This is a genomic window from Bacillus aquiflavi (assembly GCF_019915265.1).
Taxonomy (GTDB): Bacteria; Bacillota; Bacilli; order Bacillales; family Cytobacillaceae; genus Bacillus_BT; species Bacillus_BT aquiflavi.
Window position 1 is genome coordinate 2,780,910 of sequence record NZ_CP082780.1, and the last position, 18,318, is coordinate 2,799,227.

11 protein-coding genes, 22 tRNA genes, 3 rRNA genes and 1 pseudogene are annotated in these 18,318 nt (G+C 40.1%); 10 read left to right on the forward strand and 27 right to left on the reverse strand.

Annotation, left to right across the window (positions count from 1 at the left end; genetic code table 11):
- Positions 1-20: 20 nt before the first annotated feature.
- A complete protein-coding gene (locus tag K6959_RS13440; RefSeq protein ID WP_163242056.1) occupies positions 21-161 on the reverse strand; it encodes a hypothetical protein in 141 nt (46 codons plus the stop codon).
- Between the two features lie 128 nt (positions 162-289).
- Between K6959_RS13440 and K6959_RS13445 the strand changes: the two genes are divergently transcribed.
- The 3 genes from K6959_RS13445 (at position 290) to K6959_RS13455 (ending at position 2,487) form a co-directional block, all read left to right on the forward strand.
- Positions 290-1,225, forward strand: a complete 936-nt coding sequence (locus K6959_RS13445; protein ID WP_163242055.1) for a 1,4-dihydroxy-2-naphthoate polyprenyltransferase — start codon at positions 290-292, stop codon at positions 1,223-1,225.
- A gap of 305 nt (positions 1,226-1,530) precedes the next feature.
- On the forward strand, positions 1,531-2,304 hold the full coding sequence (locus K6959_RS13450) for a TraR/DksA C4-type zinc finger protein (protein ID WP_163242054.1): 774 nt from the start codon (positions 1,531-1,533) through the stop codon (positions 2,302-2,304).
- A gap of 9 nt (positions 2,305-2,313) precedes the next feature.
- Positions 2,314-2,487: a hypothetical protein gene (locus tag K6959_RS13455; protein WP_163242053.1), complete on the forward strand. Its 174-nt coding sequence runs from the start codon at positions 2,314-2,316 to the stop codon at positions 2,485-2,487.
- A 37-nt stretch (positions 2,488-2,524) separates the two neighbouring features.
- On the opposite strand, the gene K6959_RS13460 is transcribed toward K6959_RS13455, so the two are convergent.
- The 24 genes from K6959_RS13460 to K6959_RS13575 form a co-directional block, all read right to left on the reverse strand.
- Positions 2,525-2,596, reverse strand: a tRNA-Glu gene (locus K6959_RS13460).
- Between the two features lie 11 nt (positions 2,597-2,607).
- Positions 2,608-2,695, reverse strand: a tRNA-Ser gene (locus K6959_RS13465).
- Positions 2,696-2,700: 5 nt separating this feature from the next.
- Positions 2,701-2,775 (reverse strand) — tRNA-Asn (locus K6959_RS13470).
- A 14-nt stretch (positions 2,776-2,789) separates the two neighbouring features.
- Positions 2,790-2,863, reverse strand: a tRNA-Ile gene (locus K6959_RS13475).
- 9 nt (positions 2,864-2,872) lie between these two features.
- Positions 2,873-2,946, reverse strand: a tRNA-Gly gene (locus tag K6959_RS13480).
- Positions 2,947-2,961: 15 nt separating this feature from the next.
- Positions 2,962-3,037: transfer RNA gene (locus K6959_RS13485), tRNA-His, on the reverse strand.
- 43 nt (positions 3,038-3,080) lie between these two features.
- Positions 3,081-3,156 (reverse strand) — tRNA-Phe (locus K6959_RS13490).
- Positions 3,157-3,173: 17 nt separating this feature from the next.
- Positions 3,174-3,249 (reverse strand) — tRNA-Asp (locus K6959_RS13495).
- 15 nt (positions 3,250-3,264) lie between these two features.
- Positions 3,265-3,338 (reverse strand) — tRNA-Met (locus K6959_RS13500).
- A 19-nt stretch (positions 3,339-3,357) separates the two neighbouring features.
- Positions 3,358-3,447 (reverse strand) — tRNA-Ser (locus K6959_RS13505).
- A 14-nt stretch (positions 3,448-3,461) separates the two neighbouring features.
- A tRNA-Ile gene (locus K6959_RS13510) sits at positions 3,462-3,538 on the reverse strand.
- A gap of 7 nt (positions 3,539-3,545) precedes the next feature.
- A tRNA-Met gene (locus K6959_RS13515) sits at positions 3,546-3,622 on the reverse strand.
- Positions 3,623-3,640: 18 nt separating this feature from the next.
- Positions 3,641-3,716 (reverse strand) — tRNA-Ala (locus K6959_RS13520).
- Positions 3,717-3,732: 16 nt separating this feature from the next.
- Positions 3,733-3,806, reverse strand: a tRNA-Pro gene (locus K6959_RS13525).
- A 17-nt stretch (positions 3,807-3,823) separates the two neighbouring features.
- A tRNA-Arg gene (locus tag K6959_RS13530) sits at positions 3,824-3,900 on the reverse strand.
- 6 nt (positions 3,901-3,906) lie between these two features.
- A tRNA-Leu gene (locus tag K6959_RS13535) sits at positions 3,907-3,992 on the reverse strand.
- An 11-nt stretch (positions 3,993-4,003) separates the two neighbouring features.
- A tRNA-Gly gene (locus K6959_RS13540) sits at positions 4,004-4,075 on the reverse strand.
- A gap of 7 nt (positions 4,076-4,082) precedes the next feature.
- Positions 4,083-4,164, reverse strand: a tRNA-Leu gene (locus tag K6959_RS13545).
- 8 nt (positions 4,165-4,172) lie between these two features.
- Positions 4,173-4,248, reverse strand: a tRNA-Lys gene (locus tag K6959_RS13550).
- Positions 4,249-4,291: 43 nt separating this feature from the next.
- A tRNA-Thr gene (locus tag K6959_RS13555) sits at positions 4,292-4,367 on the reverse strand.
- 8 nt (positions 4,368-4,375) lie between these two features.
- Positions 4,376-4,448, reverse strand: a tRNA-Val gene (locus K6959_RS13560).
- Positions 4,449-4,455: 7 nt separating this feature from the next.
- Positions 4,456-4,571 (reverse strand): 5S ribosomal RNA (rrf, locus tag K6959_RS13565).
- Between the two features lie 119 nt (positions 4,572-4,690).
- A 23S ribosomal RNA gene (locus K6959_RS13570) occupies positions 4,691-7,615 on the reverse strand.
- A 425-nt stretch (positions 7,616-8,040) separates the two neighbouring features.
- Positions 8,041-9,593, reverse strand: a 16S ribosomal RNA gene (locus tag K6959_RS13575).
- Together the 16S, 23S and 5S rRNA genes with 21 tRNA genes alongside form the textbook arrangement of a ribosomal RNA operon.
- Before the next feature lie 386 nt (positions 9,594-9,979).
- On the opposite strand from K6959_RS13575, the gene K6959_RS13580 reads away from it, so the two are divergent.
- Positions 9,980-10,207, forward strand: a complete 228-nt coding sequence (locus K6959_RS13580; protein ID WP_223086763.1) for a hypothetical protein — start codon at positions 9,980-9,982, stop codon at positions 10,205-10,207.
- Positions 10,208-10,424: 217 nt separating this feature from the next.
- On the opposite strand, the gene K6959_RS13585 is transcribed toward K6959_RS13580, so the two are convergent.
- Complete coding sequence (locus tag K6959_RS13585) at positions 10,425-11,348, reverse strand: DMT family transporter (RefSeq protein WP_394373000.1); 924 nt, start codon at positions 11,346-11,348, stop codon at positions 10,425-10,427.
- A gap of 88 nt (positions 11,349-11,436) precedes the next feature.
- Between K6959_RS13585 and K6959_RS13590 the strand changes: the two are divergent.
- From K6959_RS13590 to K6959_RS13605, 4 genes and pseudogenes are all read left to right on the forward strand, one after another.
- Positions 11,437-12,134, forward strand: a pseudogene (locus K6959_RS13590) (MgtC/SapB family protein).
- Between the two features lie 178 nt (positions 12,135-12,312).
- Positions 12,313-12,765, forward strand: a complete 453-nt coding sequence (locus tag K6959_RS13595; RefSeq protein WP_223086766.1) for a hypothetical protein — start codon at positions 12,313-12,315, stop codon at positions 12,763-12,765.
- Between the two features lie 111 nt (positions 12,766-12,876).
- Positions 12,877-12,949: transfer RNA gene (locus tag K6959_RS13600), tRNA-Ala, on the forward strand.
- Positions 12,950-13,244: 295 nt separating this feature from the next.
- Complete coding sequence (locus K6959_RS13605; RefSeq protein WP_163243108.1) at positions 13,245-13,757, forward strand: DUF3231 family protein; 513 nt, start codon at positions 13,245-13,247, stop codon at positions 13,755-13,757.
- A gap of 570 nt (positions 13,758-14,327) precedes the next feature.
- Here K6959_RS13605 and K6959_RS13610 read toward each other — a convergent pair.
- On the reverse strand, positions 14,328-15,137 hold the full coding sequence (locus K6959_RS13610) for a hypothetical protein (protein WP_223086768.1): 810 nt from the start codon (positions 15,135-15,137) through the stop codon (positions 14,328-14,330).
- A gap of 751 nt (positions 15,138-15,888) precedes the next feature.
- Between K6959_RS13610 and K6959_RS13615 the strand changes: the two genes are divergently transcribed.
- Together K6959_RS13615 and K6959_RS13620 are read left to right on the forward strand one after the other, a co-directional pair.
- Positions 15,889-16,674: an HAD family hydrolase gene (locus tag K6959_RS13615; protein ID WP_223086770.1), complete on the forward strand. Its 786-nt coding sequence runs from the start codon at positions 15,889-15,891 to the stop codon at positions 16,672-16,674.
- 469 nt (positions 16,675-17,143) lie between these two features.
- Positions 17,144-18,301, forward strand: coding sequence for an IS3 family transposase (locus tag K6959_RS13620; protein WP_223086772.1), 1,158 nt, complete (start codon positions 17,144-17,146; stop codon positions 18,299-18,301).
- Positions 18,302-18,318: the final 17 nt, after the last annotated feature.

Here is an 18,318-nt window from a genome sequence, read left to right on the forward strand (position 1 = left end):
TGACCTGCTCATAAGTTGTTTTACTTGGCACCGCTTTGCAGTCCGCTTCGCTTTTTATCTACTTGTCTTAAGCCTATTTTACCATACACTTCATAACGATATAATGTCAATAAGAGAGCATGATTTAAAACCCTTGTTTTTCCATAATACGATAAAGGCAATATTCCCCTTGTTTAGTGGCAAAAGACATTGACACTTACAGCCCGTTTACCTACACTTAACATTGGGGTATTTTTATTATTATCATATTTAGTTGGAGACATTATTGCAAAAAAGGGAGAGTTTTATCATGCAACCGAATGTGCATACTAATTCTTCAACTGCCGTAAAATCAAGATCAAACTGGAAAGTTTGGTGGCAGTTAACACGTCCGCATACATTAACGGCTTCATTTGTTCCTGTTTTATTAGGGACAGCTCTTGCTTTACACATAACAGAGATTAATCTCATCTTATTTTCGGCAATGTTAGTTGCCAGTATTCTCATTCAAACAGCAACAAACATGTTTAATGAGTATTACGATTTTAAAAGAGGACTTGATAATGAAAAATCCGTTGGGATTGGCGGAGCGATTGTCAGAGAAGGGATTAAGCCGAAAACAGTTCTTAGATTAGCCTTTAGCCTATTTGGCGTTGCTTTACTCATTGGACTTTATATTTGTATTAACACGAGTTGGTGGCTAGCTGTTATCGGAATAGTTTCAATGGCAGCTGGTTATTTCTACACAGGCGGTCCAATTCCAATTGCTTATACACCTTTTGGAGAAATTGTCGCTGGATTTTTTATGGGTGTTCTTATTATTCTCATTTCCTTTTATATTCAAACAGGAACGATTACAACAACAAGTGTACTTGTTTCGATTCCAATTTCAATTTTAGTCGGAGCCATTCTACTTTCTAACAATATTCGGGACTTAGATGGCGATAAAGAAAACGGGCGTAAAACACTAGCTATTTTACTTGGAAGACAGAATGCCATCTACTTATTGGCCGGTATGTTTACAATCTCATACCTATGGGTATTTTTTCTAATTTCATTAAACTATACGACTCCATGGTTAGCTATTGTTATATTGAGCTTGCCGAAAGCGATAAAAGCAACGAAAGGTTTTATTGGCAAGACTAAGCCTATTACTATGATGCCGGCAATGAAGGCAACAGCGCAAACAAACACGATTTTTGGCTTTCTACTGTCAATTGGATTATTTTTAAGCTATTATTTATAAAATGATAAATAACTTCAAACTGTTGCCAAACTAACGGGTGCTTTATGTACGAAAGCTTTTCGCTTCCGTTTAATGCTGGCCGTTTCAAAAATTCACTTTATAATTTCAAGCTTTCGCCAAATGCGAAAGCTTTTTTAATTTGTTTTTTATAGCTCCCCAACAGTTTCTTTACTCTATTTCTTTTTAACCACATTGCTAAGACTGAATGAATGTTCAATTTTACTTTCAGATTAATTTTTAACATATAAAAAATATCTAAACGCCCATACTAAAAAGACAACAGCTTTACAAAAGGATGTGTACAAGTGATAACGAGACAACAGATTGAAATTCTAAAAAATGAGTTAAAGGAAATAAAACAAATGAGAGAAAATCAACTTAAACGAAATAAAGAGGGAAGTTTAGAAGGTGACAATTCTCGTGAAACAGTTGGAGAGCTTTCTCTTTATGATAATCATCCTGCTGATATGGGCACAGAGTTATTTGAGCGTGAGAAAGATTTTGCTTTAGAGGAACATGCGGATTCTGAGCTCGATAAAATTAAGGCGGCACTTAACGCAATGGAAATGGGGACTTATGGAAAGTGTACCATTTGCGATGTAGATATCCCGTTTGAACGACTAAAAGCAATTCCTACAACGCTCTATTGTAAAAAACATAGCCCTGAACAAATAATACCTTCTGATCGCCCTAGTGAAGAAAATGTTCTTGAACCAGCCCATAACAACTTTTTTCAACATCGACAAAATAGGGAAGTATTTGATCATGAAGATAGCTTTCAAGAAGTTGCACGCTTTGGTACATCTGAAACTCCGTCCGATTTAGCAGGTGACTATGAATCATATGAGAGTCTTTACAACGAAAGTCATGATGATGAGGGCTTTACGGAAGATATTGAAACTTTTTTAGCAACTGATATGACTGGTACAAAAATAGAAGTTTATCCATCAAAAAAACACGAAGAATACGAAGCGTCTCTTGATAAAGAAAATATAGAATCAATAATTGGAAACATCCCCTATAAGCAAAAAGATGGATATGTAGACAATAAAAATAAACCATTTTCAAAAGGAAAGTGAGGTGACGATGTGGGGAGAAATAAAGAACAAACACATTTCAAACCAGCATTATTTGAAGCAGCTGATGGAAAAATTTTAGCGATTGATATGTTCAGAGGCCCTTATCCAGGAGCTTTCTCTAATTTAGACTTTAATAGTCCCGAGTACCTTTTAAAGAAAAAGAACATAAAACAAATTGATTAATGAAAAAGCTGTTGTTCATTTGAACAACAGCTTTTTATGACCCGTACGGGATTCGAACCCGTGTTACCGCCGTGAAAGGGCGGTGTCTTAACCACTTGACCAACGGGCCAGATGAAGTGACGGAGAAGGAGGGATTTGAACCCTCGCGCCGCTTACGCGACCTACGCCCTTAGCAGGGGCGCCTCTTCAGCCTCTTGAGTACTTCCCCAAATATGGCTCCGCAGGTAGGATTCGAACCTACGACCGTTCGGTTAACAGCCGAATGCTCTACCACTGAGCTACTGCGGAATAACATCATATGATGGGCCTAAGTGGACTCGAACCACCGACCTCACGCTTATCAGGCGTGCGCTCTAACCAGCTGAGCTATAGGCCCAATTTATATTGGAGCGGGTGATGGGAATCGAACCCACGACATCAGCTTGGAAGGCTGAAGTTTTACCACTAAACTACACCCGCGTATATAATTTATTATGGGGCGACTAGTGGGAATCGAACCCACGAGTGTCGGAGCCACAATCCGATGCGTTAACCACTTCGCCATAGCCGCCATAGTTTAAAAACTCTAGTCAAGGTTAACGGCCTATTGACAATGGTGGCTCGGGACGGAATCGAACCGCCGACACAAGGATTTTCAGTCCTTTGCTCTACCGACTGAGCTACCGAGCCTATGTATATAATAATAATGGCGGTCCCGACGGGAATCGAACCCGCGATCTCCTGCGTGACAGGCAGGCATGTTAACCGCTACACCACGGGACCATATTTAAATATTTATTGCGGGGGCAGGATTTGAACCTACGACCTTCGGGTTATGAGCCCGACGAGCTACCAGACTGCTCCACCCCGCGATAATATAAACTTACATGACGGAGGAAGAGGGATTCGAACCCCCGCGGGCTTTAACACCCCTGTCGGTTTTCAAGACCGATCCCTTCAGCCGGACTTGGGTATTCCTCCATATAAGGTAAAGATGGTGGACCTTGTAGGACTCGAACCTACGACCGGACGGTTATGAGCCGTCTGCTCTAACCAGCTGAGCTAAAGGTCCTTTTAAATGGTAGCGGCGGAGGGGATCGAACCCACGACCTCACGGGTATGAACCGTACGCTCTAGCCAGCTGAGCTACGCCGCCAATATAAAGGACAAAATATGGTGGAGCCTAGCGGGATCGAACCGCTGACCTCCTGCGTGCAAGGCAGGCGCTCTCCCAGCTGAGCTAAGGCCCCATTAAATTATTTATAATCGGGAAGACAGGATTCGAACCTGCGACCCCATGGTCCCAAACCATGTGCTCTACCAAGCTGAGCTACTTCCCGGATATATCTATTATGTATGGCGCGCCCGAAAGGAGTCGAACCCATAACCTTCTGATCCGTAGTCAGACGCTCTATCCAATTGAGCTACGGGCGCTTATAGTGCCGAGAACCGGAATCGAACCGGTACGGTAGTCACCTACCGCAGGATTTTAAGTCCTGTGCGTCTGCCTGTTCCGCCACCCCGGCAAATGATCGAGAGCGGAAGACGGGATTCGAACCCGCGACCCCCACCTTGGCAAGGTGGTGTTCTACCACTGAACTACTTCCGCAAAATAGTGCGGGTGAAGGGACTTGAACCCCCACGCCTCACGGCGCCAGATCCTAAGTCTGGTGCGTCTGCCAATTCCGCCACACCCGCAAAATAGCTGGTGAGCCATACAGGATTCGAACCTGTGACCCTCTGATTAAAAGTCAGATGCTCTACCGACTGAGCTAATGGCTCATTAATATATCAAAATAATACAACTTGTACAATAAAGGTCCTATGGTGCCGGCCAGAGGACTTGAACCCCCAACCTACTGATTACAAGTCAGTTGCTCTACCAATTGAGCTAGGCCGGCATAGATAATGGAGGATGACGGGATCGAACCGCCGACCCCTTGCTTGTAAGGCAAGTGCTCTCCCAGCTGAGCTAATCCTCCGTACTTAGCCCGGCAACGTCCTACTCTCGCAGAGGGATGCCCTCTACTACCATCGGCGCTGAGAAACTTAACTTCCGTGTTCGGAATGGGAACGGGTGTGACCTTCTCGCTATCGTCACCAGACATGTTTTTAAATGAGACATATACTATTATATACTTTTTAAAATTTTTTTCAAGTATAATTTTTTATTCTCTCAAAACTAGATAATGTGAAGAAGTAAGATAGAAAGTATCATGTTTATTTGGTTAAGTGCTTGCTCGATTAGTATCTGTCAGCTTCGCGTGTCGCCACGCTTCCACCTCAGACCTATCAACCTGATCATCTTTCAGGGAGCTCAAATGGGAAATCTCATCTTGAGGGGGGCTTCATGCTTAGATGCTTTCAGCACTTATCCCTTCCGCACGTAGCTACCCAGCTATGCCTTTGGCAAGACAACTGGTACACCAGCGGTGCGTCCATCCCGGTCCTCTCGTACTAAGGACAGCTCCTCTCAAATTTCCTACGCCCACGACGGATAGGGACCGAACTGTCTCACGACGTTCTGAACCCAGCTCGCGTACCGCTTTAATGGGCGAACAGCCCAACCCTTGGGACCGACTACAGCCCCAGGATGCGATGAGCCGACATCGAGGTGCCAAACCTCCCCGTCGATGTGGACTCTTGGGGGAGATAAGCCTGTTATCCCCGGGGTAGCTTTTATCCGTTGAGCGATGGCCCTTCCATGCGGAACCACCGGATCACTAAGCCCGACTTTCGTCCCTGCTCGACTTGTAAGTCTCGCAGTCAAGCTCCCTTGTGCCTTTACACTCTGCGAATGATTTCCAACCATTCTGAGGGAACCTTTGGGCGCCTCCGTTACCTTTTAGGAGGCGACCGCCCCAGTCAAACTGCCTGCCTGACACTGTCTCCCGCCCCGATAAGGGGCGCAGGTTAGAATTTCAGTACAACAAGGGTAGTATCCCACCGACGCCTCCACGTAAGCTAGCGCTCACGTTTCCACGGCTCCTACCTATTCTGTACAAGCTGCACCAAAATTCAATATCAGGCTACAGTAAAGCTCCACGGGGTCTTTCCGTCCTGTCGCGGGTAACCTGCATCTTCACAGGTACTATAATTTCACCGAGTCTCTCGTTGAGACAGTGCCCAGATCGTTGCGCCTTTCGTGCGGGTCGGAACTTACCCGACAAGGAATTTCGCTACCTTAGGACCGTTATAGTTACGGCCGCCGTTTACTGGGGCTTCGGTTCACACCTTCAGCGATTGCTTAAGCGCTCCCCTTAACCTTCCAGCACCGGGCAGGCGTCAGCCCCTATACTTCGCCTTGCGGCTTCGCAGAGACCTGTGTTTTTGCTAAACAGTCGCCTGGGCCTATTCACTGCGGCTCTCTCGGGCTTGCACCCTATCAGAGCACCCCTTCTCCCAAAGTTACGGGGTCATTTTGCCGAGTTCCTTAACGAGAGTTCTCTCGATCACCTTAGGATTCTCTCCTCGCCTACCTGTGTCGGTTTGCGGTACGGGCACCTTATTCCTCGCTAGAGGATTTTCTTGGCAGTGTGGAATCAGGAACTCCGGAAAATGATTTTCCTCGCTGTCACAACTCAGCCTTACGGTAATGGGATTTGCCTCATTACCAGCCTAACTGCTTAGACGTACATCCAATTGTACGCTTACCCTATCCTCCTGCGTCCCCCCATTGCTCAAACGGCGATAAGGTGGTACAGGAATATCAACCTGTTGTCCATCGCCTACGCCTTTCGGCCTCGGCTTAGGTCCCGACTAACCCTGAGCGGACGAGCCTTCCTCAGGAAACCTTAGGCATTCGGTGGAAGGGATTCTCACCCTTCTTTCGCTACTCATACCGGCATTCTCACTTCTAAGCGCTCCACCAGTCCTCACGATCTAGCTTCAACGCACTTAGAACGCTCTCCTACCACTGACACCTACGGTGTCAATCCACAGCTTCGGTGATACGTTTAGCCCCGGTACATTTTCGGCGCAGAGTCACTCGACCAGTGAGCTATTACGCACTCTTTGAATGGTGGCTGCTTCTAAGCCAACATCCTGGTTGTCTAAGCAACTCCACATCCTTTTCCACTTAACGTATACTTTGGGACCTTAGCTGGTGGTCTGGGCTGTTTCCCTCTCGACTACGGATCTTATCACTCGCAGTCTGACTCCCAAGGATAAGTCTTTGGCATTCGGAGTTTGTCTGAATTCGGTAACCCGATGAGGGCCCCTAGTCCAAACAGTGCTCTACCTCCAAGACTCTTACACTTGAGGCTAGCCCTAAAGCTATTTCGGAGAGAACCAGCTATCTCCAAGTTCGATTGGCATTTCACCCCTACCCACACCTCATCCCCGCACTTTTCAACGTACGTGGGTTCGGGCCTCCATCCAGTGTTACCTGGACTTCACCCTGGACATGGGTAGATCACCTGGTTTCGGGTCTACGACCTCATACTCTTTCGCCCTATTCAGACTCGCTTCGCTTTCGCTGCGGCTCCGTCTTTAAACTTAACCTTGCATGAAATCGTAACTCGCCGGTTCATTCTACAAAAGGCACGCCATCACCCATGAATGGGCTCTGACTACTTGTAAGCACACGGTTTCAGGTTCTCTTTCACTCCCCTCCCGGGGTGCTTTTCACCTTTCCCTCACGGTACTGGTTCACTATCGGTCACTAGGGAGTATTTAGCCTTGGGAGATGGTCCTCCCAGATTCCGACGGGATTTCACGTGTCCCGCCGTACTCAGGATCCACTCAGGAGGGAACGAAGTTTCAACTACAGGGTTGTTACCTTCTCTGACGGGCCTTTCCAGACCGCTTCATCTACCCCGTTCCTTTGTAACTCCATGTTGAGTGTCCTACAACCCCAAAAGGCAAGCCTCTTGGTTTGGGCTGTTCCCGTTTCGCTCGCCGCTACTTAGGGAATCGCTTTTGCTTTCTCTTCCTCCGGGTACTAAGATGTTTCAGTTCCCCGAGTCTGCCTTCATAACCCTATGGATTCAGGTTATGATCCTATCCCATGACGGATAGGGGGTTTCCCCATTCGGAAATCTCCGGATCAAAGCTTACTTACAGCTCCCCGAAGCATATCGGTGTTAGTACCGTCCTTCATCGGCTCCTAGTGCCAAGGCATTCACCGTGCGCCCTTTCTAACTTAACCTACGGAAAATAATAAGCTTCGAATCTCTGCGTCAGTTTCCCTCACTCAGATCCTCACGTATGTTTATACGCTCCGGTCTTCGTTCGTTCACTTCCTTGAGCTTCTCGCTTCTTCTTTTCCTTACTTTAGACAATAAGCTTCGCTTCTAAGTTGTTGTTTTTTTTTGGTAAAAGATAAGCTACGTATTTCGTTGTCAGTTGCATTCACTCCAATCCTCACGTACTTTTGTACGCTCCGGTTGTCGTTCATTTGCTTCCTAGAACTACTTGCTTCTCTTTTCCCTTTTTTTAAGAGATATCTTTGGTGATACTCGGTTTCTTTCTTTTGCCTTCTTCATTTATTATCTAGTTTTCAAAGAACAATATTTGAGAGATTGCTCTCTCAAAACTAAACAAACAAACGATCAACCTTTAATGATTCCTTAGAAAGGAGGTGATCCAGCCGCACCTTCCGATACGGCTACCTTGTTACGACTTCACCCCAATCATCTGTCCCACCTTCGGCGGCTGGCTCCAAAAGGTTACCTCACCGACTTCGGGTGTTACAAACTCTCGTGGTGTGACGGGCGGTGTGTACAAGGCCCGGGAACGTATTCACCGCGGCATGCTGATCCGCGATTACTAGCGATTCCGGCTTCATGCAGGCGAGTTGCAGCCTGCAATCCGAACTGAGAATGGTTTTATGGGATTGGCTCGACCTCGCGGTTTCGCTGCCCTTTGTACCATCCATTGTAGCACGTGTGTAGCCCAGGTCATAAGGGGCATGATGATTTGACGTCATCCCCACCTTCCTCCGGTTTGTCACCGGCAGTCACCTTAGAGTGCCCAACTAAAGGCTGGCAACTAAGATCAAGGGTTGCGCTCGTTGCGGGACTTAACCCAACATCTCACGACACGAGCTGACGACAACCATGCACCACCTGTCACTCTGTCCCCCGAAGGGGAACGTCCTATCTCTAGGAGTGGCAGAGGATGTCAAGACCTGGTAAGGTTCTTCGCGTTGCTTCGAATTAAACCACATGCTCCACCGCTTGTGCGGGCCCCCGTCAATTCCTTTGAGTTTCAGCCTTGCGGCCGTACTCCCCAGGCGGAGTGCTTAATGCGTTTGCTGCAGCACTAAAGGGCGGAAACCCTCTAACACTTAGCACTCATCGTTTACGGCGTGGACTACCAGGGTATCTAATCCTGTTCGCTACCCACGCTTTCGCGCCTCAGCGTCAGTTACAGACCAGAGAGCCGCCTTCGCCACTGGTGTTCCTCCACATCTCTACGCATTTCACCGCTACACGTGGAATTCCACTCTCCTCTTCTGTACTCAAGTCCCCCAGTTTCCAATGACCCTCCACGGTTGAGCCGTGGGCTTTCACATCAGACTTAAAGGACCGCCTGCGCGCGCTTTACGCCCAATAATTCCGGACAACGCTTGCCACCTACGTATTACCGCGGCTGCTGGCACGTAGTTAGCCGTGGCTTTCTCGTTAGGTACCGTCAAGGTACCGCCTTATTCAAACGGTACTTGTTCTTCCCTAATAACAGAGCTTTACGATCCGAAGACCTTCTTCGCTCACGCGGCGTTGCTCCGTCAGACTTGCGTCCATTGCGGAAGATTCCCTACTGCTGCCTCCCGTAGGAGTCTGGGCCGTGTCTCAGTCCCAGTGTGGCCGATCACCCTCTCAGGTCGGCTACGCATCGTCGCCTTGGTGAGCCTTTACCTCACCAACTAGCTAATGCGCCGCGGGCCCATCTGTAAGTGATAGCCGAAGCCATCTTTTAACTTCTCTCCATGCGAAGAGAAGGGTTATCAGGTATTAGCCCCGGTTTCCCGAAGTTATCCCTGTCTTACAGGCAGGTTGCCCACGTGTTACTCACCCGTCCGCCGCTAACCGTTCAAAAGCAAGCTTTTGATCAGTTCGCTCGACTTGCATGTATTAGGCACGCCGCCAGCGTTCGTCCTGAGCCAGGATCAAACTCTCCAATAAATTTGGAGCGTTGATTCGCTCATGATAAAAAATTAACGTTGGCAAATGTCAGCTTCTAACGAATAGTTAATTGCCTCCACTTTGATTTGTTGACGTTTGTTTGTTTAGTTTTCAAAGAGCAATTTTTCTCCAGTCGCATCAGAAGCGACTTCTTTAATATAACATGCTGTTTAACCTTTTGTCAACAACATTTTAAAGTTTTCAAATACTTTATAGCCTTTAATAACAAATAAACCTATAAAGTTTGTCCATAAGGACGAAAATAAATATACCATGTTCATTAAATATTTTCAAGATAGTTTTTAATATTTTATTTAGACAAGTAAATAAAGCATCATTTTGTGTTTTTAAAACAAACATAACTTTATTTTAATAAGCATAAAATAATGACTGAAATTAAAAAAAATTTTAAATTTGAAAGGACTGTATTAACATTGATCGCTCATACGCTGGCACTTTATCTTTCATTATTTATGGCTATATTTCTCTTTTCTTTTGCATATATAGAAGGAATTAAAATCGCCAATACAGAAGGAAAAGTATATGGTGGGACTTTTATTTTTACTGTCATGATGGCTTTTGTCTTTTCTAATTTAGCGTATACTTTTAAATAGTCGCTCTTACTTAAAACAAATAGGAACAACTGTTTTTTCACCTAAAAATTCTGTTCTACACTTTAGAATTATTGAAAGCAGTTAGATTTCCAACTATTACATTTTAACAATGGAGATCTAAACTGCTCCCTAAAGCATGATAAAAATAACCATACTCATACTCTTTTATATAATCCCCCCATATTTCCGCTTATTTCTGTCTTAATTAACAAATACTTTATTTTGCTATTTGCTTTTGATTTAATTGCTTTATTTTCCGCTCATCTAATAAAAATAATGTTACTCCGATTATGATAATGACACCGCCAAGTACTTGTGATTGGACTACTCGTTCTCCAAGCAAAAAGTAGGCTAACAATGACGCCCCCACTGGTTCAAACAAAATCGCCATTGAAATTGTAGAAGTACTTAACCATTTTAATAACCAATTAAATAATGTATGACCTAGCAATGTTGGAATTAATGCAAGTAAAATAAAATATACCCACTCATTCGTTGGATATGGAATAAGCGGTTCTTCTAAAATTAAAACATAGAGGAAAAGTGTTACTGTACTTATGCTATAGACAACAAATGTATAAGTAATCAATGAAAGCCTTTGTCTTACTGTTTGCCCAAACAACAAATATGCTGTTACAAGTGCACAGGCAATTAACGCTAAAATATCACCAAAAAGTGCTGCTCCGCTAATTTGAAAATCTCCCCAGCTAATAAAAAAACTACCTATAATTGCAATGACGCCACTTAAAACCGCCTTAAAAGATAACTTCTCTTTAAAGAAAAAGTACGTCCCGATAAATGCAAATAACGGCTGTAATGTGACTAATACTGTCGAGCTTGTAACAGATGTGTAATTCAATGATTCAAACCACAAAATAAAATGAAATGCTAAAAATACACCCGCGATAATTGATAACACCCAATCTCGCTTCGTAATAAGACGCAGCTCCGAAACATACTTTAAAAGAAACAAAGGCAACATAAATAAAACTGAAAATAATAAGCGATAAAAAGCAATAATCCCAGAAGGTGCGGCAGAAACTTTGACAAGAATAGCCGATGTTGACACAGTAATTACTCCAATCGCCAAAGCAACATATGGATTTACTTTTAAATTTTGCAAAAGAAACACCTCTTTCATGTTAAAATTACAAGGTATACATAATTTTACGATGTTATGCTGTATTTTTCTATTGAATTAAAACATTCAACTCTAGGGAGAGAAAATGATGAATTTCATTGAAATCGATATTTTAATTAAATTAGGACTAACAGCTATCCTCGGACTTGTCATTGGATTAGAAAGAGAGTTAAAACGAAAGCCAGTTGGTTTAAAGACAAGCCTTGTGATCTCCACTGTCAGCTGTTTGTTAACAATTGTTTCTATAGAATCAGCATACATGTTCCCAGGAAATGATGAAATTAATATTACAATGGATCCACTTCGTTTAGCAGCCCAAATTGTATCAGGAATTTGTTTTTTAGGAGCAGGAGTTATTTTAAGACGTGGAAACGATACAATCTCTGGACTGACTACAGCTGCCATGATCTGGGGCTCAGCAGGCATTGGTATTGCTGTCGGGGCTGGATTTTATCTTGAAGCAGCTGCAGGTGTTGCTTTATTAATTATTAGCGTTGAAATTGTACCGTTTATTATCGGGCTGATTGGTCCAAGACAGCTTAGAGAAAGAGAAGTTTCATTAAAACTTTACGTACTTGAAAAGCAAAAAATTGCGGAAATTTTAAAAAAAAAAAAAAAAAAAATAAAATAACGATAAGAAGTATTCGGATAAAAGATACATCAGAAGGAACACATATCGTTCAATTAGTGGTCACTGTTCATTTTCGGCGAAAAACGACCGATGTATATTACACTGTTTCGGAAATGACAGGGATTAAAAGTGTTGAAATTGAGAGCTTACATTAAGGGATAACTTTTAACAGTTTTTACAAGCGTTATGAAGTTAAAAACTATTGTTTTATATAAAAACTATTGTAAAAAAGGGGATAAATTGTTTTAATTGGCAATGGAGGATTAAGAGAATAACAGAAAACTAATTTATACATGAAAGAGGTACTATATAAAAAAAATTATTGGAATTTTAATGATTATTTTTTTATTATCAGGCTGTAGCTTATTTTCTAAAGATGCTGATGCTTTCGAAAACTACATTACAAAAATTAACGAATGGAATGAAGAAGAGTTTAAAATAGTAGAAAACTATGAAATCGCAGCTCAAGATGATTCAGTAACAGAAAAAGAATATATTGATATTTTGAAGAAAACGATGGAAGAGTATAAAACGTTTGTTAATAAAATTAAAAAAGAAAAAATAGAAAATGAGAAGTTAGCACCTCATCACAAAAAATATATAAAAGCTATCGAGTCATACCAAAAGTCAATGGATTTAGATTTAAAAGTTTATGAAACAAAAGACCCTGACTTAGCAGGAGAAGTGGATAAGCACGTTGAAAAAGCAAACAATTTAGCACTTGAATTTCAAAAAGGCCTTGTTAAACTAGGAGAAAAATTAGGCATAGAACTTACATGGGAGTAAAAAAGCCCGAATCATTGTATTGTTATTCTCATACTCCTAATCCGTTACCTTCACTCTTTCACTTGCATTAGTGAAAGAGTGAGGCTATAATATTTCATGGACATGAATTTAGGGGCATTAGCTCAGCTGGGAGAGCGCTACACTGGCAGTGTAGAGGTCAGCGGTTCGAGCCCGCTATGCTCCATATGATTTAAACCTTGAAGGTACGCCATTTCTACCGTTTAGAACTGGCGTTTTTTTTATTATTTTATAGTTCATATTTGTCTTCAATCCTCCTGTTCCATTGTCATTTGTGCGCACTTCTTTAAAATCTTCATCAAATGTTTTTTCTACTCATGCCAGTTCGACTAAAAATATCAAAAAATAAAAAAATTCGTTATGAATGCATATTCTCAGGAAATAATCTCACACTAATAATCGAAACTATTTTCTTTTTAAAGGAGAAAATAATGAAAATTAAAAAGATAAGGAGTGCGATTATGGGAATTTTAAGCGGTAACCCTCAAGATGAACCGATGCACTATGGTGAAGTATTTAGTTCTTGGACATACCTTACAGTGAATAAAGGACATCTTGTTGCGTACCAAACCTTTGTTAATCATACTGGTGATCATGATTTAAAGAATCTCCTTGAGGAAGCAATTCAAGGGATTAAAACTGAAAATCAACAAATCGAAGAATTATTAAAAGCTAATGGTGTAGCCCTTCCTCCCGCACCACCTGAACGTCCAGTTGCTAACTTAGAAGATATACCCACTGGTGCTCGGTTTGGTGATCCAGAAATCAGCGCAGCTTTATCTATGGACACTGCAAATGGTCTAGTAGCATGCAGTCAGATTATGGGGCAATCTATTCGTGAAGATATCGGTGCGATGTTTGGTCAATTTCATTTGAGTAAAGCACAATTTGGAGTAAAAGTGTTGAAATTAAACAAAGAAAAAGGCTGGTTGGTACCTCCTCCACTTCATTTAGATACTCCTAACAAAGAGTAAAACGTGTATCTTTTTTAACTGTTGGTGTAATCTTCATTCAGTAAACATGCATAAACAAATAATAAATGATATAGTTTCAAAGGGCTATAGCCTGATTTACAAACTGCTCGACATTAAACAACAATCAATTGGGTCTTACAGCCATGTCATAACATGGCTGTTCTTAATCTCTTCATTTGAATATTTCTCTTATAGAATAGTGAAGCAAAAAAACAATCTAGATAAAATGTACTTCTTCTTTTTTCTACTTCATCACCCTATTCTGATTGCTAGAAGCAAAAGTACACATATCCAAATATTTGTCGCCAATTTATTTAATCATAGATCTCCTTTTTCATTCTTTTCATATTGGAAAATTCGTTATTTATCCATAAAAATAAACAAAACTGTACTACATCTATTTCGGTAGTACAGTCAGACTTTTTAGAAAACGCATGTATCCTTCGTTCTCATTATAATGATTCAATCGGTCTTTTCATTATCAGTGTATGCCTCTTAAAACAAAATTAGGTACGTTAAATGCTGTTAAACTACACACATTTTCCGTACCCTCTATAAAAAAATCAATTATTATTCAAAATATTGTCCATGACTAGATAAATCTTTCATTGATCCGTCTTGAAAAACACCATATTCATGGACAACGCCACACACATCTTTATAATATCCAGAAATATACGCAATTGATTCACCATCTGCTGCAAAATGGAAAGTAATGAAGTACTTCACTCTATCTGAAAGCAGTGCTTCTCTATCTACTGTGTCATATTCTAACTCATACTTGTAATCTTCTACTGCTCCGATATGAAAACGCCAAAGAGTGTTATTATGCTTTGCGCCAATTAACTCTGTATAATTATGACCGAACTCTTGTAATAATTGTTCTTTAGTATAAGAATAATGCGAATGATTTGCTAGTTTTTGAATATCTCTTTCAATATAGATATCATTCCCTTTATCTATTTTTTCTTGATCTTCGGTTTGTTTATTTTCAATTTGCTTATTTTCAATTTGTTTCACTTCTTTTTGTGTATCTTCATTTATTACTGTAAGAGGCGTTGCTGGTTCACTTCTCTTTTCTACCTTCGTTTGTGGAACTTGTTCTGTCTTTTTAGTTGCTGCTACTTTAATCGGTTGTTCTTTTTGTTCAATCGACTTTTCGACATTTGGCTCTTGTTCAATTTTTGCTGCTGGTTGAGAATTAACAACTGGACGATAAGTAGAATCTAAATAATCATTTTCAGCTCTTTCTTTTGAAACAATTTTAAGATCTTCAGCTTGAACAGACTTAACCGTATTCTTGGATGAAACAGATTGATAAATAGTGAATGAAAAAATAACTAATAAAGTGAACGTAAGACCAATAATTTTTTTTGACATGAAAACCACTCCTATTTATTATTTTATTAATTTATTACATTTTTCACTTGATGATTAAAAATTACTTTTCTATAAAATTACTCTTCTTTGTTTCTATGGTGACGAGTTGACAAGTCATTTAATAAGATTAAAGTTACGACTTAGTTTCTTTCGACAAATAACATCACACCTTTTATTGTTCTCTAATATATTAGACGTTTAATGATTACAAATGTTTCACTTTTTTTTAAAAATATTTCATTTATTACGTAAATATTTCTCGTTATGCATTTATAGGATAATAATTTAGTAGTCATTTAATAAAATAAAGTTACGACTTAGTTTCTTTCGACAATAACATCACACCTTTTATTGTTCTCTAATATATTAGACGTTTAATGATTACAAATGTTTCACTTTTTTTAAAAATATTTCATTTATTACGTAAATATTTCTCGTTATGCATTTATAGGATAATAATTTAGTAGTCATTTAATAAAATAAAGTTACGACTTAATTTGTTTGGACAATAACATCACACCCTTTTTTGTTCTCTAACATATTAGACGTTTAATAATTACAAATGTTTCATTTTTTTTAAAAATATTTCGTTTGTTACAAAAATATTTCTTGTTATGCATTTTTTACGATTTGCGTTAACAATCTCCTTTTATTTTCATTACAGAACGTTTATAATATATTGATTTAAATGTTAAAATAAAGAGATTAAAAGAACATAATAATGACGAATTAACTTTAATGGGGGAGAATAATGAAGAAAGCGATATTTTTTGATTTGGATGACACGTTATTAAATGATCGAAAAAGTATCCAAACCGCGTTTGATCTTACATGTCATGAAATTGCTTCATCATATCATTTAAACAAAAAGGATATCGAAGCTCGAATTAGAAAAGAAGCTCGAAAACAATATGCAACTTATCCTTTCTACTTATTTACGCAACAAATTGGAATCAATCCTTTTGAAGGTCTATGGGGAAACTTTGGAGATGTCCACCATTGGCAATTCAGACAAATGGGCGAACTCATTTTAGATTATCAAACAAAGACATGGGTGCAAGGATTAAAGGATTTCAATCTCGGAGAAGATGAAGCCATTAAAGCAAGAGACCGCTTTAAAGAAGCTCGCCGTTCCTCTCCATTTCTATATGAAGAAACAATTGACGTACTGAATACTTTAACAGCTAAAGACTTTCGTTTATTACTTTTAACAAATGGGGCGCCTTCTTTACAGCTTGAAAAACTTACGATGACTCCAGAGCTTGTTCCATTTTTTGAGCATATCGTCATTTCAGGAAATGTTGGTTTCGGCAAACCAAATCCAGTTATTTTTGAACACGCTTTACGTTTAATGGAGCTATCAGTTGATAAAGTAGTCATGGTTGGTGATAACTTAAGTACAGATATTTTAGGAGCAACAAAAATTGGAATGGATTCAATTTTGATTGACCATGCTGATGGCAAAGTTGCCAAAAAAGCACAACCTACTTATCAAGTTGATCGCTTACAAGACATACTTTCAATTATTAATCATTAGTAGTAAATCATTAAACCATCAGAAGTAACTTTTTCTGATGGTTTAATTGTATAATAATCACAAACCTTTTGTTATGTAACCATATTAAAATTATCACATTATCTGCTCTAAACGTTGTGTTAATGAGCTTTTACATTTATTATTTTCGGATCGGCCCCGTTAACGGACTTTTTTTTAAATTTAGAAGTAAATATTAATTAAGAAGATTGATATCGTTTCAGTAAAATAAATATGGATAATAGACCGTTTAAGTTAAAAAAGACTACAATCATCATTATCAGTAAGGCAATATCAGGAGCAAATAATTTTATCGAATGCCAAGGAGACCTTACAATATATAAGAGTAGTGGAACAAGGATAATTGATAAAGCAATAAGGATTGTACCGGAAATACATAATGTTTTTTGATGTTAGACTCAAAAGTAGACACAGTTTATTATTAAAATAACTAATAATATGAGGTGTCCAAATGAGCAGACAAACATTTGATGAAGATTTTAAAAGAAGTACAGTCCAAATGATGATTGAACAAAACAAGTCGGTTGCCCAGACGGCTAGGGATCTGGATATTAGTCCAAATACCATTCACAATTGGAAAAAGAAATATGGTGAAGAGTTTATTGAAGCTTCTTTTCCAAACATGACAGAAGCTCAACAATTAAAAGCAATGCAAAAACGGCTACGTGATCTTGAGGAGGAGAATGCAATCTTAAAAAAGGATGATGCACTTCTTCGTGAAAGACCATCGGTAATTTTCTCATTCATCTATGAGAATCGCTTCATTTTCCGTGTGGAGAAGATGTGCAAGGTCATGAAGGTTTCCCGAAGCGGCTATCACAAATGGGTGGATCGCCCTGAAAGTGAAAAAGCAAAACGCCATAAAACTTTAGTTAAGCACGTTCATAAATCATATTTAGAATCCAGGGGACTTTATGGAAGTCCAAAGATTGCAAAAGACCTTGAAAGAAAAGGAGTGCCTGTCTGCCAAAAAACAGTAGCTCGTATCATGAAAGAAGAGAATCTCCGGTCAAAGACAGTTAAAAAATATAAAGCGACTACCAATTCAAAGCATTCTCTTCCAGTCTACGAGAATAAGCTTAATCAAGAATTTAAAGTAGATGCACCGAATAAAGTATGGGTCGCTGATATCACTTATATTCCAACTTCAGAAGGCTGGCTCTATTTAGCAAGCGTAATGGATTTATTTTCTCGCAAAATTGTTGTTGGCTGGTCCGTGGATAAGACAATGACAAAAGAGTTGGTGATTAACGCTCTGGATCGGGCATATAACCGCCAGAAGCCACCCCTTGGCTCTGTTCTTCATCATTCAGATCGTGGCAGCCAATATTGTTCAAAAGATTATCAAAAGAAATTGACTAAGTATGAGATGGATATAAGCATGAGCAGAAAGGGAAACTGTTATGATAATGCCTGCATTGAATCCTTTCATAGTGTGCTAAAGAAAGAACTTATCTATCTAACTAAATATAAGACGAGAGAACAGGCCAAAAAAGAAATCTATGAATATATCGAAATATTCTATAATTCAAAAAGAATTCATTCGGCCAATGGATACCTTTCGCCGTCCGAATACGAACGTATGTACCTTAGTAAAGCTGCAAGTTAACACAAGATACACTTTTT